Annotated in this window: 21 protein-coding genes and 3 pseudogenes; 17 read left to right on the top strand and 7 right to left on the bottom strand. The window is 70.3% G+C overall.

What is annotated here, in order from left to right:
- Positions 1-372: 372 nt before the first annotated feature.
- Positions 373-567 carry a type II CBASS E2 protein gene (locus ABD385_RS29390; RefSeq protein WP_344581767.1) on the top strand — a complete coding sequence of 65 codons (195 nt, stop codon included), beginning with the start codon at positions 373-375 and terminating at the stop codon, positions 565-567.
- 286 nt (positions 568-853) lie between these two features.
- Here the strand turns inward: ABD385_RS29390 and ABD385_RS29385 are convergent, their stop codons facing one another.
- The 3 genes from ABD385_RS29385 to ABD385_RS29375 all read right to left on the bottom strand — a co-directional run bounded on the left by ABD385_RS29385 (position 854) and on the right by ABD385_RS29375 (position 5,252).
- Complete coding sequence (locus ABD385_RS29385; protein WP_344581765.1) at positions 854-1,990, bottom strand: AAA family ATPase; 1,137 nt, start codon at positions 1,988-1,990, stop codon at positions 854-856.
- A 118-nt stretch (positions 1,991-2,108) separates the two neighbouring features.
- Positions 2,109-4,475, bottom strand: a complete 2,367-nt coding sequence (locus tag ABD385_RS29380; RefSeq protein ID WP_344581763.1) for a transposase — start codon at positions 4,473-4,475, stop codon at positions 2,109-2,111.
- An 18-nt stretch (positions 4,476-4,493) separates the two neighbouring features.
- Complete coding sequence (locus tag ABD385_RS29375) at positions 4,494-5,252, bottom strand: TnsA-like heteromeric transposase endonuclease subunit (protein WP_344581761.1); 759 nt, start codon at positions 5,250-5,252, stop codon at positions 4,494-4,496.
- A gap of 454 nt (positions 5,253-5,706) precedes the next feature.
- On the opposite strand from ABD385_RS29375, the gene ABD385_RS29370 reads away from it, so the two are divergent.
- The 3 genes and pseudogenes from ABD385_RS29370 to ABD385_RS29360 form a co-directional block, all read left to right on the top strand.
- Positions 5,707-5,874 (top strand): hypothetical protein, encoded by a 168-nt coding sequence (locus ABD385_RS29370; RefSeq protein WP_344581759.1) that lies wholly within the window; start codon positions 5,707-5,709, stop codon positions 5,872-5,874.
- A gap of 283 nt (positions 5,875-6,157) precedes the next feature.
- The gene (locus ABD385_RS29365) at positions 6,158-7,393 is read left to right on the top strand and encodes an IS110 family RNA-guided transposase (RefSeq protein ID WP_344581757.1); all 1,236 of its coding nucleotides are present in this window, start codon (positions 6,158-6,160) and stop codon (positions 7,391-7,393) included.
- Between the two features lie 12 nt (positions 7,394-7,405).
- Positions 7,406-7,609 (top strand): annotated as a pseudogene (locus tag ABD385_RS29360) (transposase); the annotation flags it as partial.
- Between the two features lie 50 nt (positions 7,610-7,659).
- On the opposite strand, the gene ABD385_RS29355 reads toward ABD385_RS29360, so the two are convergent.
- The 4 genes and pseudogenes from ABD385_RS29355 to ABD385_RS29345 form a co-directional block, all read right to left on the bottom strand.
- Positions 7,660-8,781 (bottom strand): hypothetical protein, encoded by a 1,122-nt coding sequence (locus ABD385_RS29355; RefSeq protein WP_344581755.1) that lies wholly within the window; start codon positions 8,779-8,781, stop codon positions 7,660-7,662.
- On the bottom strand, positions 8,778-10,553 hold the full coding sequence (locus ABD385_RS29350; RefSeq protein WP_344581826.1) for a coiled-coil domain-containing protein: 1,776 nt from the start codon (positions 10,551-10,553) through the stop codon (positions 8,778-8,780). Before ABD385_RS29350 ends, ABD385_RS29355 begins: the two co-directional genes overlap by 4 nt.
- Positions 10,554-10,582: 29 nt before the next feature.
- A pseudogene (locus tag ABD385_RS41405) lies at positions 10,583-10,660 on the bottom strand (short-chain dehydrogenase); the annotation flags it as partial.
- An 80-nt stretch (positions 10,661-10,740) separates the two neighbouring features.
- Positions 10,741-11,238, bottom strand: coding sequence for a hypothetical protein (locus ABD385_RS29345; protein WP_344581753.1), 498 nt, complete (start codon positions 11,236-11,238; stop codon positions 10,741-10,743).
- 141 nt (positions 11,239-11,379) lie between these two features.
- Between ABD385_RS29345 and ABD385_RS41400 the strand changes: the two are divergent.
- From ABD385_RS41400 to ABD385_RS29285, 13 genes and pseudogenes are all read left to right on the top strand, one after another.
- Positions 11,380-11,604, top strand: a pseudogene (locus tag ABD385_RS41400) (DUF6444 domain-containing protein); the annotation flags it as partial.
- A 741-nt stretch (positions 11,605-12,345) separates the two neighbouring features.
- The gene (locus ABD385_RS29340; RefSeq protein WP_344581751.1) at positions 12,346-13,533 is read left to right on the top strand and encodes a cytochrome P450; all 1,188 of its coding nucleotides are present in this window, start codon (positions 12,346-12,348) and stop codon (positions 13,531-13,533) included.
- Between the two features lie 53 nt (positions 13,534-13,586).
- A complete protein-coding gene (locus ABD385_RS29335; protein WP_344581749.1) occupies positions 13,587-15,194 on the top strand; it encodes an AMP-binding protein in 1,608 nt (535 codons plus the stop codon).
- On the top strand, positions 15,191-16,399 hold the full coding sequence (locus ABD385_RS29330; RefSeq protein ID WP_344581747.1) for a hypothetical protein: 1,209 nt from the start codon (positions 15,191-15,193) through the stop codon (positions 16,397-16,399). Before ABD385_RS29335 ends, ABD385_RS29330 begins: the two co-directional genes overlap by 4 nt.
- Positions 16,396-17,358, top strand: a complete 963-nt coding sequence (locus ABD385_RS29325; RefSeq protein WP_344581745.1) for a GNAT family N-acetyltransferase — start codon at positions 16,396-16,398, stop codon at positions 17,356-17,358. The genes ABD385_RS29330 and ABD385_RS29325 overlap by 4 nt, the downstream gene beginning before the upstream one ends.
- Position 17,359: 1 nt before the next feature.
- Positions 17,360-19,021: an AMP-binding protein gene (locus ABD385_RS29320; RefSeq protein ID WP_344581743.1), complete on the top strand. Its 1,662-nt coding sequence runs from the start codon at positions 17,360-17,362 to the stop codon at positions 19,019-19,021.
- Positions 19,022-19,092: 71 nt separating this feature from the next.
- Positions 19,093-19,368: an acyl carrier protein gene (locus ABD385_RS29315; protein ID WP_344581741.1), complete on the top strand. Its 276-nt coding sequence runs from the start codon at positions 19,093-19,095 to the stop codon at positions 19,366-19,368.
- Positions 19,365-20,195 carry a GNAT family N-acetyltransferase gene (locus ABD385_RS29310; protein WP_344581739.1) on the top strand — a complete coding sequence of 277 codons (831 nt, stop codon included), beginning with the start codon at positions 19,365-19,367 and terminating at the stop codon, positions 20,193-20,195. Before ABD385_RS29315 ends, ABD385_RS29310 begins: the two co-directional genes overlap by 4 nt.
- Before the next feature lie 52 nt (positions 20,196-20,247).
- Entirely contained in the window at positions 20,248-21,144 is an 897-nt protein-coding gene (locus ABD385_RS29305; protein WP_344581737.1) for a N5-glutamine methyltransferase family protein, read from the top strand.
- Positions 21,141-22,226, top strand: a complete 1,086-nt coding sequence (locus tag ABD385_RS29300; protein ID WP_344581735.1) for a UDP-N-acetyl glucosamine 2-epimerase — start codon at positions 21,141-21,143, stop codon at positions 22,224-22,226. The genes ABD385_RS29305 and ABD385_RS29300 overlap by 4 nt, the downstream gene beginning before the upstream one ends.
- The gene (locus ABD385_RS29295; RefSeq protein WP_344581734.1) at positions 22,219-23,361 is read left to right on the top strand and encodes a DegT/DnrJ/EryC1/StrS family aminotransferase; all 1,143 of its coding nucleotides are present in this window, start codon (positions 22,219-22,221) and stop codon (positions 23,359-23,361) included. The genes ABD385_RS29300 and ABD385_RS29295 overlap by 8 nt, the downstream gene beginning before the upstream one ends.
- Positions 23,361-24,368: an NAD-dependent epimerase/dehydratase family protein gene (locus ABD385_RS29290; RefSeq protein ID WP_344581733.1), complete on the top strand. Its 1,008-nt coding sequence runs from the start codon at positions 23,361-23,363 to the stop codon at positions 24,366-24,368. The genes ABD385_RS29295 and ABD385_RS29290 overlap by 1 nt, the downstream gene beginning before the upstream one ends.
- A complete protein-coding gene (locus ABD385_RS29285; RefSeq protein WP_344581731.1) occupies positions 24,350-24,670 on the top strand; it encodes an acyl carrier protein in 321 nt (106 codons plus the stop codon). The genes ABD385_RS29290 and ABD385_RS29285 overlap by 19 nt, the downstream gene beginning before the upstream one ends.
- Positions 24,671-24,673 lie beyond the last annotated feature (3 nt).

Genomic DNA, 24,673 nt, shown 5'->3' with positions numbered 1-24,673 from the left:
CGTCGCATGATCATGATCGTTGCCCAGAGCACGTTCCTACCATCGCCCGCCGCGCCCCGAAAGCATGCATTCCGCCATTCAGGAACCATGTGGCCGAGGTGTAGGCAATGGGTGGCATCTCGGGGTGAGGAACTGACCGCGAAGCCCCCCGTGTATGGCGTCCGTGCCGCCGCCCGGGAGCTTTCCGTTCCTGGTTGGATCCTCAACCGGCCTGGCACGCCCCAATGGTTACCCGGCGGCTGTGCCGCCGAGCGCGCCGGTTGATCTGGGTGCGCCGCATGATGCGCTCGCGACGCGCCCGGGAACCGTACGAGGCGGTGAACTCCGTTGCACCCTCACCCTGGCAGCCCCCCCGTGAGCAGGAACTATAGGATGCGGATCATCTACCGCCACCTGCGCAGGCCACGGATGACCGTCACCGGCCCGCCGCTGGCACTGCGCCCGGACGCCACGGAACTCCCGCACGTCTACCCCAACGGCGACCTGTGCCTGCATCTGCCCGAGGAGTGGAAGGAACACAGGTTCCTCGCGGACACGATCCTGCCGCGACCTCGGCATGGCTCCTGAACTACGAACTCTGGCTGGCCCTCGGACGGTGGACCGGCACCGGCGACGAGCACGCGGTGCCGTCGCTGGGGAGCCGGAGATCCAGTGAGCGATGCGCACCCCGATGTACGGGAGGAATCCTTCCCGAATTCGTCAAAATCTTACGGAAGTTGTAGGCCATGAGCCTGTAGACGGTGCTCTGCCCGAATCGGCTGTCGCTGTGGGGGGCGAGGAAAATGACGTGCGGTGCTTGTGGCGGCCGTCGTGGGCGCCGGTCCGTCCGCCCGCTGCGGACCTGCTGTTCGTTTCAGTAGCGGATCTGGGCTGTCGCGGCGTCGATCTCTTTCATGGTGATGTTCTCGCTGCCGCTGCGGATCGCGATGACGGCGGCGGTGGAGATGACGTAGGTGAGGGCTTTGAAGTAGCCGCCGGTGCGCCGGTGCAGTTCGACGGCAATGGCCTGCTTGCTCAGGGCGTGTTCTTCGAGCCGGTACAGGCTCAGGTCGGCCTCGAAGCTCGCCAGGACGCGCCGGAACGTCTTCTGTTCCTCGGCCTTGGTGCCCAGGGGCAGGGGGTGCAGCCAGGTCACCGGCAGCAGCTCGGTGGGTGAGGGCGAAACGGGTTGGGCCGGCTGTCCCGCCTGTTCCAGCCGTACCCGGTTCTCCTCGCTGACCCGGGTCAGGCCCCCGGCCAGGATGCGGGCCTGGTGCAGGCGGTGGCTGGCGCCGGTGCCGCAGTAGATGATGGAGATGCCCAGCTTGTCGCGGAGGTAGTCGAAGTAGGGGAGCACGTTCGCCAGGTGCTGCGGCGAGGCGCGGTTGATGTCGTCGATGAGCAGCAGACGGGTCTGCGCGGTCTCCAGGACGTAGTTGACCGGCAGGGTCACGTCCTGGTGCTTGCGCATCTCCAGGACTTCCTGGAGGTTTTTCGGCTCGGGGTTGAGACCCAGGTAGGAGCCGATCTCCCAGAGCCAGTTCACCCTCGGCTCCGGGTCTGCGGGGGTGGTGATGTGCACCACCGGGATCGTGTTTGGCTGCCTGCCGCCCGTGACAGCCTCGATCTCCTTCTGGGCGGTGCGTCCCATCGCCCGCAGCAGGCAGGTCTTGCCGGTGCCCGGGGGCCCGTCGATGACGTGGTCCATCAGCCCGTCACGGCACCCGCTGTTGCGGTGGACCGCCTCGACGACCGTCTCCTGCATGTGGGTCGTCGCGTCGGTGGACACCATCCGCAGATGCCGGTGGTAGGCGATGGCCTGTTCGTCTTCCTTCCTGCCGGTCGTGGGACTGCTGCCCGCCGGCAGCAGGACGGGCGGCTCCACTTTCTCGTCAACGAAGTGGGTCCAGCCGGTGAGCTGGAACAGCGGCAGGGGCCGCATCGGGGTTTCCTTCAGCTGCTGGCGCAGGCGGGCCTCACGTTTGGCACGCAGTTCGATGGATGCCTTCATCATGCTCCTTTCTCGTCACGGTCCTGCTCACACCGGCAGACCGGCTCCGGGCCGGGAAACCTGTCCGCCCCGGGGCCGGCCTGCGGCTGCACGGTTCACGGCCCCTGCCAGCGGTCGCCTACATCTCCCATACGTCGCCCTCGTCCTCGGCACCGTCATCACCGTCCGGACCGAGATCGTCGAGAACCTCCGCCTCGACGACCTCGTAGGCAGCTGCCGGTGCTCCGGCCGCGGCGGCCTCCGGCGGGCTGCCGTCGCCGTCGTCGGGGAAGAGCGCTGCCAGCGGATGCGGAGCCTGCCCGCCGCCCGGCGGCCGGTCCGCGCCGCCCATGCCGGCGGGCAGCGCCGGGACGAGCGGCGCGGACGGGGGCGCCAGGGGGGAGACGGGCTGCACCGGGTAGGGCCGCAGCGTCGACAGATCGAACTCCTCCAGGTCCGCGTAGGGGTCCCGGGACGGCTGTTCGGTATCCAACTCCAGTCCCTGGAAGGGTGGTTCGGACCCGGTGCGCTTCGGCGGCGGCCTGCGGCTGCGCCGGCGCCGGTCACGCTGTGCCAGGGCCAGGGCGATCGCCTCCTCGTCCCGCTCGCTGCCGTCGGCCGCGCAGTGCTGCTCGGCGTACTCCTGCCACATGTCCGCGGTCCACGGGGCGTTCAGGAGGTGCCGCAGCCGGAAGTCGCACGTCACCCAGGTGCCCGCCGTATGGTCGTAGAGCCACACACGCTCGGGGCGGTAGGGGTTGAAGCGGCATTCCCACTGCTTCTCCCGGCCGGGCAGCTTTGAGCCGCCGCGCAGGAGGATCTCCCGGTAGTGTCCGGCGTCCTGCGCGACGGGCTGGTAGGTCCGATAGTCGATCATGAAGCCGCCCTTGCCGGGGGTGACCCACTGCGGCAGCAGGAAGAAGCGGTTCTGGGCGGGGGAGAGCGGCACGGCCCGGTAGCCGCTGCGGGCTACCTGGACGGCGTACATGTCGTTGGGCGACAGCGCGACGCCCGGCCGGAACGGGTCGTGCAGCCCCGCATCGGGGGTCTGCTGGTACTCCAGTGCCACCCATTCCTGGGCCATCTGCTGGAGTTCGGCGATCGTGTACAGCGGCATCCGCTCGATGCCGCGGCCGCGCTTCTTGTGGCTGCGGCCCTGCCAGCCATGCCGCACATGCTGGCTGAAGCGGTGCGCGAGGGTGACGAAGAAGTGCTCGACGAGCGGCTTGTCGGGCGCGGTTCTCTTGCGCGCCGGGCGGCGGGCGATGCGCAGCCGGTCGCAGACCTCGGTGAAGTGCTCGCTCACATAGGGGCTGCCCTGGTCGTAGATGATCAGTTCGGGGCGGATGACCGGGCGGGCGGCGGTGGCCTCGGTGAACCGTTCGTCCGCCGCGCGCAGCGCCCCGAACGGCAGGCTGGAGGCGGCGGCAGCGCTCAGCGGGTCCCAGCCGGGCATCACCGGCCAGGGCGCGAAGGCCTGGGCCAGCATCAGGGTCAGGTCGATCGCCCGGGTCGCCCGGCCGGGCCGCCCGCTCTCGGCGTCCCGGGGACGGCTGGGCGTGATCATCAGCGCGCACACGCTGTGGTTGGCCACGTCGATCAGGGAGGTCATCTCGGTGGAGGTGGGCCGGCCGTCGTCGCCGCGGGCCAGGATCCGCAACGGCGTGGTGTCGACCTGAGTCACCTGCCCCGGCCGCAGCACGGCCTCACGCCCGCCGTGGGGCAGCGGCGGGGTGGAGGCCAGGGCGGCACGGGCCCGCGTCGGCCGGTCCAGGGCATCAGCCAGGCCGGACTCCTTCATCCGCAGGTAGAAGGTGGACCGGGAGGGCAGCAGGGCCGCCACGGCGGCCGGATCGCCGAGTTCCTTGCCGTAGCGCGCGTGCAGGAGATCCTTGACCTCCTCGCGGATCACGTCGATGGTCACGTCCGACGCGTGTGCGCGCCGGGCCACCACCTCCTGCATGGCGGCCAGGCACCGCGGATCGCTGAAGCCTCCCGGCCGTCTGTCCCGCGCCGCGGGCAGCAGGACGACCGGGTTCTCCCCGGCCGCTTTCCACTTGCGCCGTTTGTCGGCGAGGGTGTGGGCGGAACAGCGGACGCCGTCGGCGGCCATCCGCGCCGACATCGCGGCGCACCGCTGGGCCAGCGTCGTTTCCGGCCCGAATCCCCGCGCGTGCTCGCTTCGGCCCGGCGCCAGACCGGTATCGATCTCCACCATGCGCGCCTGCCACAGCGCGGCTTCTTCTTTCTGCCCCTCCTGACGCCCCCACCCGCCAAGAGCCGCACCCTCCGCGTCCGGCGCCGTATTGCCGCTGAGGACCGCGAAGTCGTCCGCGCCCACCAGCCACCGGTACGACACCGCCCGGGGCGCCTCCCCGCCGTCCTGCGGCAGCAGCGTGACCTGCGACCCCTGCCACTCCACCACCTCCCACTCGCGCTCCTGCCAGCGCACCCGCGCCCCGATGGACAGCGACCCCGCAAGCCGGGCCTCACCCGATCCCGCCATGTGCCCCTTTTCCGGTCCTCAGGCTGTCCAGGCCACGGCATCGGGCAGCAGCGGGTGCGCGATGTCGAACAGCAGCCGCCGCTGCCACAGCATCCGGTAGGCGAGGTCCAGCCCCGTCAGCTCGTCCAGCCCACTCGCCGCCACTCCCGCCCGCAGACCTGCCGGCTCCCTGAACGCCTCCAGCAGCGCCTGCTCCTGGCCCTCCTCGTCGCCCGCGGGGAACCGGTAGCCGGCCAGCCATCCCAGATTGCGCACGCGCAGTCCCGACGGCTCACGCACCTGCCGCACCCGCCACCCGGCCGCCCCTGCCACCTCCTCAAGCACCTCAAGCCTCACCGCGGGCAGGCTTTCCCGGCCGGCAGGCTTCAGCACCAGCACCTCACGCACACCCTCGGCCGTGCGCGCCAGGAAATCCGGGCGCCACCGGCGAAGGCGGCCTCCCGCCCGCCACCGCAGTTCCACCGGGCCGGCACTGAACGCGGCCCAGGCCGGCTCGAAGTCCAGCTCCACCGCCAGCCGCCACTGCCGCAGGCTGCCGCACACCACGGTCTGCTCCCGGGTCGCCACAGGCCAGTAGGTGATGATGCCCTTGCGGCCCCGGTAGGGCACCGGCTCGCTCACCGGCCCGAACTCCTCCAGCGTCACCCCCCGAAGCCCGGCCGCGCTGCACAGGCGCACCGGCCCGTACGGCTCGCGGTACAGAGCCACGACATCCTGCCCCGCGCCCGGCACCGCCTCGCCTTCCAGCAGGTCGCCCAGGCCTTCTGCCTTGCTCACGCCACCCACCCCTTGCCTTGCCGCCGCAGGGTCCCGCAGGCCTGTCCGGTCGGCAATCCTCCAAGTCCAGTCCCTGATCGTGTACCAGCCGATTCACGAAACGGCCCGGCGCCGACAGTCCGCAGACCGGCCGCGATTGGCGGGGCCGGACAGCCAGGCTCTCACCACCCGCTCGCCCGCCCCTGCCTCTTCCCGGTGACGACTGCTGCCGCAGCATCCCGGCATGCCCATGCTGCTCCGTGCTGCGCCGCGAGAACTTACCCGCCGCCGGATACACCTGAAAGGGTGAACACGCTGGCGACAGGGAAGGGGTGCCGGGTACTGCCCGGGCGCATCGAGCGCGGCTCGACTGCCGAATGCGCTCACGAGGAAGCCGGCCTTCGGTCCGCTGGACGGCTTCCGCGGTAAACGGGCGCGCGGACGCATCGACGGCTTCGCTCTCGCGTACCTCGGCATGAAGGACGACTGGCTGCCCGCCGACCTCGTCCCGCGCAGCGCGGTCGCCTCCTACCCGACCACCTTCGCCGCCATGGCCCGCGGTGATTTCGAGGCCATCACCCCCTGCGGCGAACAGCTCATGCGCACCGCCCTGCCGATGTACCTGCGCCCCGCACACCGCTGAGGGCGGCAGACGAAGCAAGCGGTTGGCGACGCCACGTACCGGGCGTAAGCCACCCCGGCGCTCCGGCTACCTGACGCGCCGTCAGGGAATCTGCCGGTCCGTCGAACGTCGCCAGGGTAGCTGTAGCTGGTCGTTGCCGCGATGGGAGGGCCGGGTGTGAATCCGGGTCTGGGTGTTGTACTTCCCCTTACCAGTTGGGGAGTTGCTCCCCCGGCTGGTGCTCGAAGCGGCCCCGCCCTGACTCTGAATCCGATTGGCGCCGGAAGGTTGCCTTTGATTCGAAGTGTCGGGCGGGCCGTCGGCGTGGCCCCCGGGCGCCTGGCTTGAAGAGAGCCTGTCCGACTCAACCCAGATCTGCCGACGTTGCGGGGGCCACGCTGTCACCGTATCGGCAGCAGGGAAGACACAGGAGTTGGAAGCACACCATGGCGTTGCCGGAATCGATCCGCACAAGCACAGCGCAACCATCTCGCTGGTCGATCGGAGAGGCGAAGCGGAGGAATCTGCTTCCTTCGCCGTAACGTCCGACGGGATCACTGAACTGCTGGGCTTCCTCAGTGACAGTGAGCTGGTGATCGACCGGATCGGTGTCGAGGGATCCTCCAGTCTGGGACAGCCGCTCGCCCTCGCCCTGGCCGCGGCCGGATACGACGTGCGCGAGGTGCAGCCGAACCGCACCGCCGAACGCCGCAGGCGCCGACGTCGCGCCAAGACCGACATCGAAGACGCGGAGGCGATCGCCCGCGAGACACTGGCCGACCCGCACCTGCCGCCGGCCGGCAAGCACGCCACGCCGGATGCTGTCTGGGACGAACTCACCGCCGTCCATGACTGGCGGTCCTCCCTGGTCATGCAGCGGACACGCCAGCTGAATGAGGCCGAGGCCGTCCTGGTGGCGCTGCCCGTGAGCATCCGGGCCGAGCTTCCGGCGACCAGCCGTGTCCTACCCCAGTTGGAGGCGTTGGAGACTATCGCCCGGCAACAGCCAGAAGCGGCTTCTGCGACTTTGATACACATCGACCGGCTGGTCGCCGCCCTTGACGACATCCGTCGGCTGACCCGGCGGATCAAAGACCTCGACACGAAGGTTCCCGCACTGCTGGCCACGCTGGGCTGCACGCTGGCCGAGATCTGCGGCATCGGAGCGATTACCGCCATGGAGTTGTTGGTCGAGGTCGGAGACCCGTGCCGGTTCCGCACCGAGGCCCAGTTCGCCCGCTGGTGCGGTGCCGCCCCGCTGGCGGTCTCCTCCGGCGAGGGCCACGGCCGGGCCCGCCGCCACCGGCTCGACGTCGGCGGCAACCGCAAGGTCAACTCGGTGCTGCACATCGTGCACGTCACCCAGGTCCGCTGCCACGAGCCCGCTCGTGCCTTCATGGCCAGAAAGATCGGCGAGCACATGCCCAAACGGTCCGCGCGCCGAGCTCACAAACGCCAACTCGCCAACGTGATCATCCGGCACATGTGGAGAGACGCTGAGCGTCGACCCGCCCAGCCGCCCGCATACAGCGCAGCTTGACAAGAGAGCTTCGAGTCGATCAACGCACGGCTGCGGAAAGCCACCCGCAACCGCGGGCACTTTCCCTCCGAGCAGGCCGCGCTGAAGGTGCTCTACCTCGCCGTCCGCGAGCAGATCACCCCCAGAGCACGCGATGTCAACCACGTCGCGGCACACTGGAAGAAGGCACTGAACCAGTTCTCACTGTTCTTCGAGGACCGGCTCAACACCAAGTGATGGCCCAGGACTTACACAAGGTTCCGTACACGCCCCCGTGGCCGGGCTTCTCATGACGGCTGATCGGGGTGGAGCTCACGGTGTCGTTGGTCGGCTGGTCCTTGGCGCGGGGTGCCGTCGCGTAGCCGGGGCAGCAGGGGCGCATCCGGGGTGAGCAGGGTGCGGAGGCGGGGCAGGGGGAGGGCTTCTTGCCGCAGTACCAGGCCGTCGGCCAGCAGTTGCGCGACGCGCAATGCGATGTGAGGCGGGAGCCAGGCAGCTGCGGTGCGTGCTTCGTCGTCGGTGGCGGGTGGGTGGGAGCGTGGCCGGCCGGTGAGGAGGGCCTGGTAGAGGCCGGTGGCGGGCAGCAGCGGGGGGAGGCCGATGGCCTGTGCGCGGTGGCTGGTCTGCTGGGCGCAGTGCAGGCCGTCGAGGTCGAGGTCCGCGTACATCAGCAGGGTGTCGACGGGGTGGTCGCGTTCGCGGAAGGAGGGCAGGGCGGTGGGGATGGAGGCGGTGAGTTGGTCGCCGGAGCCGAAGCCGAGCCAGCCCACCTGGTCGAGGTCGGGCCAGGCGCCGAGGATCTCCCGCAGGCTGGTGAACGCGGCGGTGTTCTCGACGATGAGCATCCAGGGGGCGGGCCCGAGTTCGAACATGGCCAGCGGGGCGGGGGTGGGCCGCGCCCGCAGGTGCGCGGCCACGTCGAGGAGTCCTTTGGCCACGAGGTGGTGGCGGTCGATGTCCTTGAGGTGTTTCTCGTCGCCGTACAGCTGGTAGGAGCGGTCGGCGAGCGGGACGATCTCGGCATCGGGTTCGTCGCGCAGCAGGGCGTTGACGGGGCCGAGGAGTGCGTGGTCGGCGGCGCTCAGGTTCAGGGCGGTGGCGAAGGACAGCTGTTCCACGAATGCCCGGGGCACTGGCCGGGGCCGGGAGGGGCGGGCGGGCTGCGAGCGCTTGACCCACCGGGGCAGCGGCGGGTGGGCGCTGTAGTCCCAGCCTGCGCTGCCCTTGGGTAGCTGGGCCAGGCCGCGTCGTTGGAGGGCTTGGGCCGCCTCGGCGAGGACGCGGCGGCGCCGTGGTGAGGCGGGCAGGCTGGAGTCGCCCGCCTCGGCGGCGCCCGCCAGCACGTCGAAGTCGACGTGCCGGCGGGGCTGCAGGGCCAGGTGGGCGGCCATGCGGTCGGCGGTGCTCATCCGGCGTCCTGCCCGGGACTCTCGGGGACCTGACCGGTGTCAGGGGGAAGAACACGGCGTCGCAGGAGGCGGGCGGCGGCGATGCCGTCGTCCTGGGCGCGGGTGACGCCGTCCGCGACGGCGTCACCGTAGCGCTCGAGGACCTGCACGTAGCGGCGCTTCGTGCGTAGATCCATGCCGTTGCGCAGGCGGATGATGAGAGGGAACCGGTCCAGCGCCGGGCGGTCGTTGGACCCGGTGGTGTAGACGAGCTGGATGCCGTGGGCGCCGGCGACACGGCGCTGGAGATCGACGAAGGGCCCGTAGTTGGCCTTCCCGAAAGGGTTGTCCAAGACGAGCGTACCCACGCCGCCGGGGACGCGGCGGTCGCGCTGGGCGGCACGCATCCGGGCGAGCGTGCAGTACAGCAGAACGGAGACGGTCAGGAGTTCGCCGCCGCTGAACTTCTGGATCTCGGTGACGGATTCGCGTTCGACGACATCCAGGCTCTGCGTCGGCTTGATGATCCTCGCGATGATGTTGCCGTGGCCGCCCAGCGCGGCCAGAACCAGTCGTTTGGCCAGCGGCATCGCATCGGGCAGGGCGCTGGCCCGGCCTGCGGCGCCGGCCGGCAGCGAGGCGATGAGCCGGTCGACTTCGGCGGACAGCCGGCGCGCGAGCTCGTCCCCGCGGGCGCGCTGGCGCAGCTCCAGCGTCAGGAACCGCTGGGCGGACCAGCTGCCCAGGTTGCCCGGGAGGCGGGAGCGGCGCGCGGCTTCCTCCGCGCTGTCGAGGACGGCTTCGACCATGCTCGCGCAGGCGTCGACGACCCGGGCGTGGTCCTCGTCGGACTCGGCGAGCAGCGCGCGGACCTCTCGTTCGCGTTCCTCGATGTCTTCCAGGAGGGAGGTCAGCCGTGCGGGCAGGGCAAGATCCTGCTGCAGGCGTTCGCGCAGCCGGCCGTCGACGACCGCTGCGTACTCCGGCTGCAGGGACAGCCGTTCCACCTGCTGCATGTACTTGCGCAGGGCGGTTCTGGCGCCGTCGTGGGCGCTAACGGCCTGGAGAACCTCACCGGTGATGGCGTCCTTGACCCGCTCGGCGTCCTGCGGCTGCAGGGACCGGGCGGTCACGGCGGACAGCCCGTGCCGTTCCAGGAGCAGCGCGTCCACGCCCAGCTCCGGGCTGCCGTCGCTGTGGCCGGGCGGCTGGCGGTCGGCGGCCGTGCCGAGACTGCCCGCCGACTGCCGAAGCTGCGCGGCCTGAGCGGCCGCAAGGTCGGCGGTGCGGTGCGTGCGCTCAGCGTCCAGGCGCCGCACCTGGGCCAGTGCCCGGTCCTCCTCCAGACGATGCTCCTCTGCCTGTAGCTCCTCCTGAGCGGCCTGGAGGCTGGGGAAGGAGACCTGCTGTGCCCCGGGAGCAAGTTCGTCCAGCTGTTCGGCAGCCTTCCGGTGGGCCTCCAGGGCCTGGCGGTGGAGGAGATGCGCTTCGTGTTCGGCCCGCTCGGCGTTCTTGCGGGCCGCGTCCGCGGCGGCGATACGGTCGGTGAGGCGGTCGGTGTCGGCTGCCTCGGCTTGCCGGGCAAGTCCCGCCGCCCGGGCGCGTACCGCGGAACCCGTCGTGTCGGCAAGTTTCTGGTTGAGGGTGTCGATGGCCGTCTGGGCGGCGGCGAGCCGCTGCTGCAGCGCGGTGTCGCTGATGCCGTCGAGCCAGTCTCCGCGGGCCTGGCCCCAGCGCTCGCGCAGCGCCTGCCCGAGAGCATCCGCGCGATACCAATGGCCTCCTGCATCCACCTGACTGACGCCGATTTCGATCCAGGCACTCGCATGCTGCCGTCCAGTCGAAGGACCGTGCCGGTGGCGTAGGAGGAGCGGTCGCTGAGGAGCCACGCGGCGGCCTGGGGGTTCCCCTGCTCTCGCAACGGGTGCAAATGCGAGGGGGCCGCCACCGCAGTTCGGAGAGGCGGCGGCAGAGCCATCGTCAATCCTCAGGTTCCCGAGAATTGGGCTGGTGGCCATGCCGATTCGTGAGGTCCGGGAGATTCTGCACCCGCCGGGCCTCGTTCACCATGGCGAGGATGGCGTTCAGAATGGTGGGCGACAGCCCGTTAGCGCGCAGCGCGATATTGCGGATACGGGCGTCGCGCAGGGCGGAGGCCAAGGCCAGTTCCGCACTGACGCGACGGGATACCTCTTCGTTGAAGAAGTACTCTGGCGGAACGCCGAAGTATCGTGCCAGTGCCTCGAGCTGACGAATCGTCACATTACTCTTCCGGCCGGTGGCCAGCTCCCACAGGTACGTACCGGAGATTCCTCCGCCCGTCTTCTCGCGGATCTCTTTGGCCAGTCGCGCGTACCCCGGCCGGGTTCTCTCGTCGGGGTACACCGACGCGATCAGCTCGTTGAGACGTTCGCTCAAGGTGAGCAGCGCAGGACGCCTACCGTCGTTGTCGGGGGCTGAAGCGACCTTACCCATCATGCGGTTCCTCACTGGAGGCGATCAGCGGCTACCTGGGCTGGGTCATCTGCTCGACCGGACGGAATCATTCCCTTATGGATACCGGCATCCGCCCACGTTGACAAGGCGCTGGATAGATCTCCGCCGTCGGGTTTGATCTTGGTGTTCGGTTTGTTGTCTGTGGCCTGTGTCTGCGATAGATCGCTCGCTTCGTACGACGAGCTCCGTGCGCGTAGCCGGGCTACGCGACGAGCTGGCCGTGGCGAAGGCCCGGCGTCGCGGACGCGGGACGTGGGGCTGGAGGCCCGACTGGCTCAGACCTTGAAGAACTCCTCGAGGCCGCCCTCCTCGGACGGGCCCGCGAAGCCGTCACCGAAGTCGTGCGCCCCCGCTCGGGCCGGAGACCGGGACGGCCGGAGGGGCAACTCGGTACAACGCTGCGACAGCGGACCCCCGACCACGCGGTGCTCCACCATCCCGAAGGCACCTGCGGTGGTTGCGGCGCGGACCTGGACGACGCCGCGGTCGATCGTGACGAGTGGCGCCAGGTTTTCGACCTGCCCGAGCCGGTTGGCCTTGAGAGCACCGAGCCCCGTTGCTCTGGCTGCGGTGCGCGTGCGAGAAGCAGATCAGGGCCGCCGCCCCTCACAGGGTAAGTGCACCGCGATTGCGTACCAGCCGGCGGATCACCGCGGTGGGCGTGTATCTGATACGCGCCCAGTTCCTGTTCAAGGCCCGTACCGCCACCGTGCTCGTTCGGTGCGCCCGTCGCCGCGGGCACGATCGCCTCCTGGGTCCGTCGCTGCGCGTCGTATCTCAAAGCCTTCCGCGCCCCTGCATGCCCACAGAGCAGAGGGACTTATCCAGTCACGACAAGGCGAATGTCAGACACTGCTGAGGCGAGGCCATCCATCAGCTGTAGCTGATGCATTGACGCTCCTTATCCGCTGTCCTAGGCTCCTGAGCCAGTCATCGCCAACGACTGCCCCTGACCGAGGGCAGCCGATCGCGACAGGCCCGACCTGTCTTCCTCACGACCGGAGACGCCGGCAGAACCGCCCCGTGCGCCTTCCGCCCTCCCACTCGTCGACCTCGCCTCGCGGCGCAGGCGTCCTTTGGAGAGTGCTCATGCCTGGCCTCAGCACGAACAGGGCAGCTATCACAGCCGAGTTATGCACCTTTCCCGAACTGACCGACGCGCCTGGGGAGGAGGGCGCCCCCGTCCGCCGGGTCACCACCCCCACCGGTGACCAGCTGTGGCTCGTCACCTCGTACGCGCTCGGCAGAACGGTGCTCAGCGACCCGCGACTCAGCCGGGCGGCGGCCGTGGCGCGCGGCGCACCCCGGCTGTCCGACACCGCCCCGGCGCCAAGCGCGATGACCAGCATGGACGGTCCCGAACACGCGAGAATCCGCAGGATCGTGGCCGGAGCATTCACCACCCGCTGCGCGGAGGCACTCAGGCCTCTCGTCGAGCGGTTGACCGACGAACTGCTCGACGGCCTCGCCACCCAGGGCCCGCCCGCCGACTTCGTCGCTCACGTGGCGGCTCCGCTACCACTGGCGGTCCTGTGCAGGCTGCTGGGCATTCCAGACGAGGACCGGGATCAGTTCAGATCGTCGGTGGGCGTCCTGTTCGACATCACCGCCAGGCCATCCGCCGAGAAGACGCGACAGCGGCTCATGCTCGTCTATTACATGACGACGCTCATCGAGCGCAAACGACGATGCCCCGATGACAGCCTCATGTCGACGCTGATCCGGACCAGGGACAGCGAGGGAGCCCTGTCCGAACACGAACTGGTTAATCTCGGACTCGCCCTGCTCATGGCGGGCTACGAGACGACCGTCGGCCAGATCGGCCTGACCGCCCTCGCGCTGCTGACCGACCACGACCACCGGCGCACACTCCGATCCCGGAGCGCGTGGACGCCCGCCGCAGTGGACGAGTACCTGCGCCTGGTGCCGGCCACGCCCCTGAGCTTCCCCCGCGTCGCGCTCCAGGACGTCCCGCTCGGACCGGTCACGGTGAGGGCCGGCGAGGCCGCCGTGGTCTCCCTCGCCAACGCCAACACAGACCCCACCGTCTTTCCCGACCCGGTCGCCAGTCTGGAGACACGACCACCACACCTGACGTTCGGCCACGGGGCGCACCGATGCCTCGGGGCACATCTGGCCCGGCTCCAGGTGTCAACGGCAATCGGACGCGCCCTCGGGCGGTTCCCCGAACTGCGCCTGGCCGCAGGCGACGCGTCCGTCCGCTGGACCAGGGGCCTGGCCACCCGCGGCCTGACCCGGCTGATCGTCACCTGGTAGCCCTGCACCCGCCCGTCCCGCACCGCCCCGTCGCAAACGCCCAAGGAGCTGACGTGGACAACGCCATGACGACCGGACAACAGCAGGTGCGCTACGAGACGCACCGCCACACCCCTGCGACACCGCCACAGGAACCGGACCAGGCCTCCGCCCTGGCCGACCTGTGCGCACGCATCGAGGGACTGACCGCGCCCCTGCCCGTGCACCGGACCTCCGGGGCACCTCTCGATGCCCGCGCCCTGGTGGCCGAGGCACGCAAGCAGGCGGCCCTCGCGAGTGACCTGACAGGCCGGCCGGTCCTGGTTCTCGACGATCTGCCCGAGAACGTGCTCACCGGTTTCCTCGCCGCGGCACTCGCCGGAGCCTTGCCCCTAGTGGTCAGCCCCAGCCGCCCAGGAGAGTCGCAGTCCTCCGTACGGAATCGTGTCCTCACTGTGGCAGAGTCGGTCGGCGCCCACCGCGTCCACACCGGCGGGCAGTGGCAAGATCTGCCCCGCCCGACCACCCCGGTGAGCGACCCTACCGACCCGGCACAGACCGCGTACCTTCAGTTCAGTTCCGGCAGTTGCGGCCCGCCGCGTCCCCTGCGCATCCCGCATCGTTCGCTGGGGCTCCAGCTCCGCCTGCTCGCCTCGACCTTCTCGGTCGGCGACACGGACATTGTCGGCTCCTGGCTTCCCCTCTCGCACGACATGGGCCTGATCGGCGGAGCGCTGCTGGCACTCCACCTCAGGCGACCCCTCGTCCTGTGGAGCCCGGCCGAGTTCATGCGGTCACCGCGAGCTTGGGTGAACCGCATGGCGGAGACCGGCGTCACCTACTTCCCCGTCATCCCCGCCGGCATGCATGTCACAGCCAAGGCCCTCGCGACGAGCGGCACCCGCCCGCCACTACGGACGGTCCCGGTCGGTGCCGACGTCCTGCGGGCGCCGGTGTTGAGGGCCTTCGAGGAGACGCTGCCGAACGCACCGGTTGACGTGATTCGGCCCTGTTACGGCATGTCGGATGCGACGCTCATGGTGACCTGCGCCCCGGCAGGACGCCGCTGGCGCACGGTGCCCCTGCCCGACGGGGCACGAGGGCCTGGGCTCGCGGCATTGCCAGGTGGCAGCCCCACGGTGTCGGTGGGCGCTCCAATCCCGCAACACGATGTATGGATCGAGCGGGACGGCCGACGGGTCGGCGAGCACGTGATCGGCGAGGTGAAGGTCCGCTCCGCCACGCGCTGCGCGGGCCCGTACGGGCGACCGGGACCCGTGTCCGCGGACACTGTGGTCGACACGGGGGACCTGGGCTTCATGGCCGACGGCGAACTGGTCTTCGCCGGGCGTGGACGCGAGGTGATCCGGGTCGGCGGGGAGGACTTTCTGCCCTCCGCCGTGGAGGAGTTCGTCGTCCGTGAGGGATACGCGAAGCACGGCCGGGTCGCCGCGGTCGGCGTGACCGACACCGCTGCCGGCCGCATGGTCGTGGTGATCGAGGACGAGCAGGCGGGCGACCGCGAACGCCGCGCGCTGCTGCGCACTGCCAGGACTGGCGGAGTTCCCGTGTCAGACGTGCGGTTCGTCGCCCGGGACTGGCTGCCCAAGACCACCAGCGGCAAGCTGCAGCGACTGCGGATAGCCGCCGCTCTCGAGGGCCGGGAGGAGGAACCGTCGTGAACCTCCCGACACCCGCCCGGAGCGACGATGCCTCCCCGTGGCACGTTCCGGAAGGCTGGAGCCGTACGGCCGTGCTCGGCGGCGGGACCGGAGCACCCGCCGGTGCCCCGCCGTCCGGCCCGGTGACGGGGACGGACGACGGCGCGTCGCCCGGCGCAGCCGACGACTTTCCCGCTGCACGGCTGAATTGCCTGCACCACTGCCTGCGCGACGTACTGTGGGGCCACGGCGTCGCGGCGGCCACCGACCAGCTCGTCCAGCCAGTCGGTACAGTCTTCTCCATCGACCGGGCCTTCCGCCCCTGGCTGGCATCGCCGGGCGAACAGTGGCTCACCGTCCCGGAGTTCTTCGGCTCCGTGCGAGCTCAATGGCACGCCGCGTGGACCGTGGATGACTTGCGCGGGCGCGTCCGCGAGGAGATCGAGCGAGGACACGTGCCGATCCTGCACGCCCACCGCTGGCGCGTGCCCTGGCTGTCCGGCACCGATCTTCTGCCGGCCGACTACCACACGATGATGGCCCTCGGCTGCGACGGGCGTGCGGTGCTGCTCGCCGACCGGCAGCCGACCAGTATCGATCCCGTACCACGGGAGCACCGGGTGCGTTGGGACGACCTCACGGACACCGCGCGGCGGGGGGTGCAGGTGCTCGCGTACGACATCGGCGAGGCGGCCGTCGTGGACGGTGACCGGCACGACGTCGACCTCCACGCACTGCTGAGCCTTTCCTGTCGCAACCTTGGCGGTCGCGTTCCGCAGGTGCCCGGTATGGAACACGGGGTGGCAGCCGTGGAACTCCTGAAGTCCTTCGCCTCCGCGCACGCGGCGGCGATGCTCGACAGCAAGCTCCTACGGCTGGCGCTGCGCTGGCACCTGCCCTCGTGCATCGACAAGTACGTGGTGGGCAACCGTCGGCTGTTCCTCCACTTCGTCCACCGCCACCGGTATCTCCACCCGCAGGCGCTCAGCCCCGCGCTGTGCCACCGAGTGGAGGAATCCGCCACGGCATGGGCGGTAGTCGGACGGTCGCTCGCCCGGTCCGCCCGGCGCGACGGCATGACGGAACCCGACGTCGCCTCGTCGTTGGCCGACGTGGCCGACGCCGATCGACGGCTGCTGGCGGCCATGACGACCGCACGGGACCTGCTCGGCGATCCGCCACCGCCCGCCCGGCCACCGGCGCACGACACCGTGGGGGCGCGATGAGCGCTGTACCGTCCCGCACACCCACGCCGCTGAAAGACCCGCAGGCTGAGGCCGACTGGGACCGGGAGCTGGGCCGCTACCCTGTCCACACCCCCTTCCAGCGAGCCGGCTGGACCGCGGCGAAGGCGGGGGCCGGCTACGAACAGGTCTTCCTCAGCGGAGCCGGCTACCACCTCGCGGGCCTGGTGACACACAGTGCCGGAGGCCCCGTCCTCACGTGCACCCGCGGACCCGCGTACGCGGACGAGACCGCCCTGCGGACCGCCACCAAGGACATCCGCACCAGCTTTCCGGAACACGAGGTGCGCATCGGACCCTACGCGGAGGGCACACCGGCGGTCCGGACCGCCGAGCATGTGCTCCGCGAGGCCGGATGGCGGCCCGTGGGAACCCAGTTCCACCGCATGACGGCGACCGTGGCGCTGGGATCGGACGAGGCGATGGCCGCGCGGATGTCGCACGGCACCCGCTACACCCTGAAGAAGGCGGACCGAGCCGGGGTCCGGGTCAGCGCGCGGGCGGACGAAGCGGCGGCCAGGCGTTTCGCCGGCTGCTACGCGGACTTCGCCCATCGCAATGGATACCGCTCCCTCCCGAACGCCTACCTGGAGAAACTCGGCGCCTGGTTCCGGCGGACAGGGACAGGAACCTACCTGTTCCTCACCGTCGGCGACGAACTCCGCTCTGCCGCCCTGCTCCTGACCGCGGGCCGGCTCGGCTGGGTGTCGCGCGCGCCGACCACCGGCTCCGAGCCCTACGGAGCGGTGCTGTTCTGGGAAAGCCTGCGCTGGCTGCGCGACCGCGGCTGCACGCACTGCGACCTCGGAGGGATCCACTCCGACGAGACCGGCCGGGCGGTCCTCAACGGGCTGACGAAGTTCAAGCTCTCGCTCGGTGCCCATCTGGTGCCCATTGTCGACGAGCACGTCCTGTACCGCCGCTATCACGAGGGACCGTGACGTGACCCACCTTCTCGATCTGCTGTCGGACGGCTCCCACAGCCGAGCCACCCTACGCTTCGGCCCGGACCAGAAGCCCGTCACTGGTGACGAGGTGTGGCGGCGGGCGGAGGACTGCGCCCGCTGGATCGGCGCCCGGACACCGGCGGGAAAGGCCGTCGGCATGTTCCTCACGCTGACCCCCGACACCGTCCCGGTCGTGGTGGGCGCCTGGCTGGCCGGAGTGGACCTGGTGTCCCTGCCCCTCCCCGGACGCAACCCGAACTTGCCCGGATACCTCGCCATGATCGAGGCCATCGTCCGTCGCCTCGACCTGACACTTGTCCTCACCGCGGACGGGGCCGAACTCCCGCTCCCGTCGCATCCCGCCCTCCGCTTCGCACCGTTCGCGGCGGCGCGCGAGGGCGGCCCACCCCTACGCCGCTCCCGCCCGGGAGCGCTGATCCAGTTCACGTCCGGAAGCACTGGTGCCCCCAAGGGCATACGTATCTCCGCGACGGCACTCGCCGCCAACGTCGAGGCGGTCATCGGCCGGTTCGCCCTGGACGAAGGCGTGCGCTGCTGCTCCTGGCTGCCGCTCTCCCACGACATGGGCCTGATCGGTGCCCTGCTCACCTCCTGGGCGGCCGCCGGACGGAGCCGGGCCGGGGCGGGGGACATCGTGCTCAGCACCCCGGAGGCATTCCGGCACGATCCTTTGTCCTGGCTGCGGGACTGCTCTGACCACGGCGCCGACTACACCCTCGTACCGAACTTCGCGCTGGACCTGGTCGCCGCACGGCTCGCCGACGGTGGCGCCCCGCTCGACCTGCGCCCTCTGCGGCGGCTGGTAGTGGGCAGCGAGCCCATCTCCGCCGGCACCCTGGAGCGCTTCGCCGAGGCCGCCCAGGCAGCCGGACTGGACGAACGGGCGCTGTGCCCCGCGTACGGCATGGCAGAGGTCGGTGTCGGTGTTTCCGCTGTGGCCCCGGGCGAGGTCTGGTCCGCGGCCGACGTCGACTCCGCCGCGCTCGGCCGCAACCGCTGGCTGCCCGAACCCTCCGGCACGGGACATCGTTTCGTCGGTCTGGGCCGGCCGCTGGACGGCGTGGAGGTGGAGGTCGCGCCCGAGCCGGCCGGAGCGGACGGAGCCCCGGGGACGGGCGACGGGACGCACGGCCGGATCGGCTACCTGCGGATCCGCACCCGGTCCCTGCTCACGGAGTACGTGACAACCGAGGGCCCCCAGCAGGTCGGCGAATGGCTGCGCACCCCGGACCTGGGCTACGTCGACGCATCAGGCGAGATCTTCGTGACCGGTCGTTCGCAGGAGGTCATCGTGGTGGCCGGACGTAACCTCTACGCGACTGACATCGAGCGCGCAGCCCAGGGTGTGGCCGTGGTGCGACCCGGCAACTGCGCGGCGGTGCCGGGAAAATCGGGTGGCTATGCGGTGATCGCCGAGCCGGTGCCCGCCCACGAGATCGGCGTGGACGCCATGCGGCGCTTCCGGGTCGCACTCGTCCAGGAGGTCGGCCTTGGCCCCACGGAGATCATCTTCGTTCCCCGCGGCACGCTCAGCAAGACCTCCAGCGGCAAGATGCGCCGCTCCGAGATAGCGCGCCAGTACCACAAGGACGCGTACGACGTCATCGCACGACGCGAGTTCGTCTGGCACCCATGACGGTTCGCGGGGGAATACCACCCGCCGACGAACGCCCACGACGACGAACCCGACAACCAAGGAGAACGAAGGTGGACAGGACGACTCTGCTGGCCGAGATACAGACGCTGGTGGCCGGCTTCACCGGACTGGAACCCGAGGCGATCGGCCCCGAGGCCCACGTGCAGAACGACCTCGGACTCGACTCCCTGAACCTGGTCCAGCTCCTCACCGAGCTCACCCGTCGGCACGGCCTCGAGGTCCGCATCGACCGCCTCACCGACCTCGACCGGATGATGACCGTCGGCGGTCTGACCGACACCCTGCTCGCCCTGGCCGGAGACAGCGCCGAGGTGCACCCATCATGACGCGCACTGCCGCACTGGGCACCTATCTCAGCCACCCCGAACTGCCGTACCTGGCGCCGCCCAGCTGGCTGCACACCCAGGAAGTCGTCGGGGAGACGAGGAGCGTGCTCGCCCTGGCCGAGGACGAGACCGGAAACCCCCGCCGCAAGCCGCTGATCCCACTGCCCGGCCGACACCACCGCTGGCACGATGACGTCACCGCACTCGCCGCAACCCTCCGCGCCGAACCGGACGGGACCCGCATGGTCGTCATGGAAACCGAGGCTGGGACACGGCACCTGACGGAGCGGGCCGACGCCCTGCCCTGGAAGACGGACTTCGACTGGTACGGCATGGTGCGCGAGGTGCACGACCCGGGCCCGGCAGAACGAGCCGTGAGCCTGGCACAGGTCCCGCACCTGATCCCGGCCGCGTTCCGGCTGTGGAACGACGAGAGCTTCGCGGCACCCATCGATGACGAGACGAGCAGGCGGCTTACCGCCGAACACCCCCTGTGGCTCGCCGAGAACGCCTACGTCGTCACCCCGGACGGAGAACACGTCGTGGCGACCGCCCGCCTGCACATCGAGAAGGACGGCCTCAGCGAACCCTTCGCATTCCTGCGCGGCCTGATCGTCGCCCGCACAGCCCGCGACACGTCGAGCCTGTCCGCGCTCACCGCCGTGTACGCCGCCCTCATGGACCGGCTCCGCGCCGATGGCGTGCCCCGCTGCCATCTGAAGGTCGCGGCCGACAACCACAGGCTGCGCCAGTTCTACGAGCTCCTGGGATTCGGCGTCGAGGCACGGGTGCGAGAACTGAGCGTCCCCGTCGGCACCGGTGCCTGAGCACACCGTAGACCGGCACCGCACCGCACAGACCGATGCCCGAGGAGGAACCATGACTGCCACGTCCACCGCGCTGCGCCTGTGGCTGGTGTTGCGCGACCGACTGAAAGCGGCGCGCACACCGCAGCCCGACGAGGACGCCGCCGCGCTCGTGGCCGCCGCGCTCGGCACGCGCAGCGGCGCCATCCGCTGGCTGGACGAGGTTCCCGAGGACCAAGTCGCCGTCGGCCACCGACTGTGCGCCCGCCGAACGGACGGCGAACCCCTGGCCTACGTCCTCGGCGCGATGGATTTCCGCGGCCTCAGACTGAGCATCGACGAACGGGTCCTGGTACCGCGCAGGAAGACCGAGACCCTGGCGGCGCTCGCCGCCGAGGAACTCGGCAAACTGCTGACAGGGCAGGACCTCGTGCGGGTGGCCGATGTCGGGACCGGTAGCGGCGCAGTGCTGCTGTACATGCTCACCGCCGGGCGCGAGCACACCGGTCGGATCCGGGCCTACGGCCTGGACTGCAGCCACGACGCCCTCGACGTGGCGCGCTCGAACGCTGCCTCGCTGGGGCTTCAGGCGCCGGTGCAGTGGTTGCAGGGCGATCTCGTCGACCCCCTTCCGCAACGGGTGCACCTGATGACCGTCAACCTCCCCTACCTACCTGCCGCGGAGGTCAGCGCACCACCCCCGGAGACGCTGCGGGAACCCACCGAGGCCGTCTTCGGCGGCGGCACCACGGGAATAGAGACACTCCGCCGCTTCTACACCGCAGCCCCGGGCAAGGTGACCGCCGATGGCATGTGCCTCGCCGAGGTCCCCGAAACCCACGCGGAGGAACTGCACGCGGCCGCCCTAGCCGGCTTCCGTAGCGCCGAGCTGCTCGCCGACCTCTCCGGTGTGCCCCGCCTGCTGCTCGCCCGCTGCTCCCGCGACACCGACGTGGAGGAAGGCTTGTGAACAAGCAACTGGTCACCGTGATGGGCACCCGCCCCAATATCGTCAAGGCGGGTCCCTTCCTCAGGGCGCTGCGCCGCCGCACGGACATCGTCAACACACTGGTGCACACCGGACAGCACTACGACGCCGACCTGTCCGGAAACCTGCAGCGCGAACTCGGGCTGGACCCCGTCGACCACAACCTCGGCGTCGGCTCCGGCAGCCACGCCACCCAGGTCGGCACGGTCCTGCAGCGCATGGAGAAGCCCCTGCTGAGCGCCGGGCCCATGGCCATGGTGGTCTTCGGCGATGTCAACTCCACCATCGCGGCGGCGATGGCAGGCGCTCAGCTCGGCATACCGGTGGTGCACGCGGAGGCCGGACTGCGTTCCGGGGACAACAGCATCGAGGAACTGAACCGTCGGCAGATCACCCGGCTTGCCCGCCTGCACCTCGCACCGTGCCGGTGGAGCGGGCTCAACCTCGTCGCCGAGCGCATCCCGAGCGCCTCCGTACGCACCGTCGGAAGCCTCATGGCCTGCTCCGCCCTCCTGTACGGCCGTAGTGGTGGCGAGGAACGGCTCGCCGAACTCGACCTTGTACCCGGTCGATACGTTGTCGTCACCGCCCACAAGGAATCGGCGGTGCTCGACCCCGACGGAGTGGCGGCGCTGACCACCGTGCTCAGGAAGATGAGCGCCCGCGTCGACGTCGTGTTCCCCCTGCACCCGAGGACCAAGCGGACGCTGGACAGGCACGTCGACTCACAGGACATGGAACGGGTGCGCTTCGTAAACCCACTCAGTTTCCGCGACATGGCCTGCCTGGTACGCCATGCCCACGCGGTGCTCACCGACTCGGACGGGCTCCAGGACGAGACCACCGTCCACAACATCCCCTGCTTCACCTTCGCCCCCGCCACCGCCCGGCGAGCCAGCGTGGAGGTCGGGACCAACACGCTGGTCGCGCTGACCGAGCCCGATCTGGTCGACCGCATCTTGGCGGCACAGCCGCACGGCACCCCGCCCCGGATCCCGCTGTGGGACGAACACGTCGGTGAACGCATGGTGGCGTCTCTCGATGAGGTGATCTTCCATGGCTGAGCCAGACCGTGACACAACGCCAGCCGTAAGCTTCTACGGCTGGGAACACGAGAAGGAACACCGCGAGGAATGGCTGCGCTGCCTGGTGGACGTCCTGGACTCGGAGCAGTGGCTCTCCCACGGTAACCCCCAGGTCAGCACGTTCGAGCGGGAGTTCGCAGACTGGCTGGGCCGTGACCACGCGGTGGCGGTGTCCTCCGGGTCCGAGGCACTCGCTCTCACCTTCGAGGCGCTTGCGCTGCCGCCAGGCGGGGAAGTCATCACCCCCGCCTTAACGTTCCAGGCCACTGCGGCAGCGGTCATCCGGGCCGGGCTGACCCCCCGGTTCGTCGACGTGCGCCCAGCCGACCTCCAGCTGGACCCCGCGGCAGTGACCGACGCGATCACTCCCCGCACCGTGGCAATCCTGCCGGTGCACCTGTACGGGCTCCCCGCTCCCGTCGACGAACTGGCCCGCCTGGCCGAGGAGTTCCACATCGTCATGGTGGAGGACTGCGCCCAGGCAGTCGGGGCCAGGACGCGCAGCGGCCCGGTGGGCACCCGAGGAGTGGCCGCCTGCTTCAGCTGCGGGCCCACCAAGCAGCTCAGCGGACCGGCCGAGGGAGGTGTGATCGCCCTCGACGACGCCGCGCTGGCGGACACACTGCGCGCCCTGCGCCACAACGGTGCAGCCGCGAGCTTCCGACACGAACACCTCGGCAGGAACGCCATGATGGGCGCGCTCGATGCCGCGTTCCTGCGCCACCGCCTCGGTCGGCTGGACCGCGAGAACACAGCACGGCGCCGGATCGCCGAACGCTATGCGGCTGTCTTCGCGGACGACCCGCTGATATCCCCGGTCGTCCCGGACCAGTGGGCACACGCGTCACCGTCCAAGGCAACCATCAGGCTCCCGCACACGGCCAGGGACACCGTCCGCACAGCACTGGAGCACGCCGGCATCCCCACCGCCGTGCACTACGCCGTGCCCTTGCACCGCCAGCCCTGCTTCGCGGACCTGCCGCCTGTGTCCCTGCCCGTCACGGACGAGGCGGCACGCACCGTGCTCTCCTTGCCCCTGCACGCTGGGCTCGGCCCGTCCGACGTGGGCCGTATCGGCGAGGAAGTCAAACGCGCTGTGAAGGAGGCGGCCTAATGCACGTCTGGATCGTCGGCGGAGCGGGACTGATCGGCAGTCACCTCGCACAGCGATTGCGCCGGCACCATGAGGTGCTGGTCAGCGACTCCTTCCGGGCGCTACGCAGCATGGCGCCCGGTCCCTGCCGGGATCTCGCTGAACGAGCTTGCGATGCGCGCCTGGCGGGCGTGGACGTCCTGGAGATCGACGTACGCGACACCACCGCCATGCGCCGCGCAGCACACGCGTTCCAGCCGGAGGTGGTGGTGTGGCTGGCGGCGCTCCTCGCGTCCGAGTCCCGACAGGCACCGGCGGAGGCACAGGAGGTCCAGGTCGACGCCTTCGCGAGGTATCTCTCCGAAGGGCGAGGAGGAGCTCGACGCGTCGTGCTCGCCTCGTCGAGCTATGCCTACGGCCACTTCACCGTGAGCCCCACCCCCGAGACCGCCCCGCTGTCCCCAGTCGACGTCTACGGCCGGACCAAGACGCAGGCGGAAGGTCTTCTGGCCGAAGCCGCCTCGGTGGACGGATTCGAGCACGTCGCCGTGCGGCCTTCCGCCGTGCTCGGCCCCGGCGACCCCCGCGCTCGGTTCGGATGCGTCGCGATCGAGAATGCCCTGCACGAAGGGCTCGTCAGGGTCGCCGAGCCGGACTTCGTCTCGGACTTCACCTACGTCTCCGACGCCGCCCACGGCTTCGCGGCCGCCGCCGAGCACGCCGACCCGCCCGACGTGTTCAACCTCGCTTACGGCGAGGCCCGGACCAACGAGGACCTCGGCCGGACCATCGCCGCCCACACCGGTGCCCGGCTGGAACTCCTGCCGTCCACCTGGCGGTCGACGGGGTACGTCCCGTCCCGGGGAGCGCTGGACGTCACGCGGGCCCAGCGGCTTGGCTGCGCACCACGCTTGGGCCTGGACGCCGCCGTCACGGCCTTCCTGCGGGACCGTCGTCAACTCCTGGAGTCCGGCACGGCCGAGGCCCGGAGCGGCCGGAGGGAGGCGACATGGATCGCGCGGGACTGACCCGGCAGAGCGTGGTCGAGGCGATCACGGCGGCCCTGCGGGAGACCCTCCCGCACCTGGCCGACCGCACGCTCAACGGCAACACCGACCTTTCCCTGGACCTCGGCGTCGAGTCGATGCGCAGGACGGAAGTCCTGCTCAGCGTCGAACAGCGGCTGGGAATCGACATCGAACTCGACGCCGAACTGCTGGGCGCCGACGTCACGATCGACGACCTGGCCGACCGCGTCGTGGCGGAGTGCGGCCGTGACACCCCGGCACGTGGAGCCGCCGCGCACCGCCCACCGGAAGGAATGGAGTGAGGA

The sequence above is a fragment of the Streptomyces lunalinharesii genome (assembly GCF_039532155.1).
In the GTDB taxonomy this organism is placed as follows: domain Bacteria; phylum Actinomycetota; class Actinomycetes; order Streptomycetales; family Streptomycetaceae; genus Streptomyces; species Streptomyces lunalinharesii.
Note: the sequence above shows the minus strand (reverse complement) of the source record. Positions and strands in the feature narration are given on the sequence as shown.

Bases quoted from the DNA above. Each gene is read 5' to 3' on its own strand.
- ABD385_RS29390 (WP_344581767.1), top strand. From the start codon at position 373: ATGCGGATCATCTACCGCCACCTGCGCAGGCCACGGATGACCGTCACC.
- ABD385_RS29385 (WP_344581765.1), bottom strand. From the start codon at position 1,990: ATGAAGGCATCCATCGAACTGCGTGCCAAACGTGAGGCCCGCCTGCGC.
- ABD385_RS29380 (WP_344581763.1), bottom strand. From the start codon at position 4,475: ATGGCGGGATCGGGTGAGGCCCGGCTTGCGGGGTCGCTGTCCATCGGG.
- ABD385_RS29370 (WP_344581759.1), top strand. From the start codon at position 5,707: ATGAAGGACGACTGGCTGCCCGCCGACCTCGTCCCGCGCAGCGCGGTC.
- ABD385_RS29355 (WP_344581755.1), bottom strand. From the start codon at position 8,781: ATGAGCACCGCCGACCGCATGGCCGCCCACCTGGCCCTGCAGCCCCGC.
- ABD385_RS29345 (WP_344581753.1), bottom strand. From the start codon at position 11,238: ATGATGGGTAAGGTCGCTTCAGCCCCCGACAACGACGGTAGGCGTCCT.
- ABD385_RS29340 (WP_344581751.1), top strand. From the start codon at position 12,346: ATGCCTGGCCTCAGCACGAACAGGGCAGCTATCACAGCCGAGTTATGC.
- ABD385_RS29325 (WP_344581745.1), top strand. From the start codon at position 16,396: ATGAGCGCTGTACCGTCCCGCACACCCACGCCGCTGAAAGACCCGCAG.
- ABD385_RS29310 (WP_344581739.1), top strand. From the start codon at position 19,365: ATGACGCGCACTGCCGCACTGGGCACCTATCTCAGCCACCCCGAACTG.
- ABD385_RS29305 (WP_344581737.1), top strand. From the start codon at position 20,248: ATGACTGCCACGTCCACCGCGCTGCGCCTGTGGCTGGTGTTGCGCGAC.
- ABD385_RS29295 (WP_344581734.1), top strand. From the start codon at position 22,219: ATGGCTGAGCCAGACCGTGACACAACGCCAGCCGTAAGCTTCTACGGC.
- ABD385_RS29290 (WP_344581733.1), top strand. From the start codon at position 23,361: ATGCACGTCTGGATCGTCGGCGGAGCGGGACTGATCGGCAGTCACCTC.
- ABD385_RS29285 (WP_344581731.1), top strand. From the start codon at position 24,350: ATGGATCGCGCGGGACTGACCCGGCAGAGCGTGGTCGAGGCGATCACG.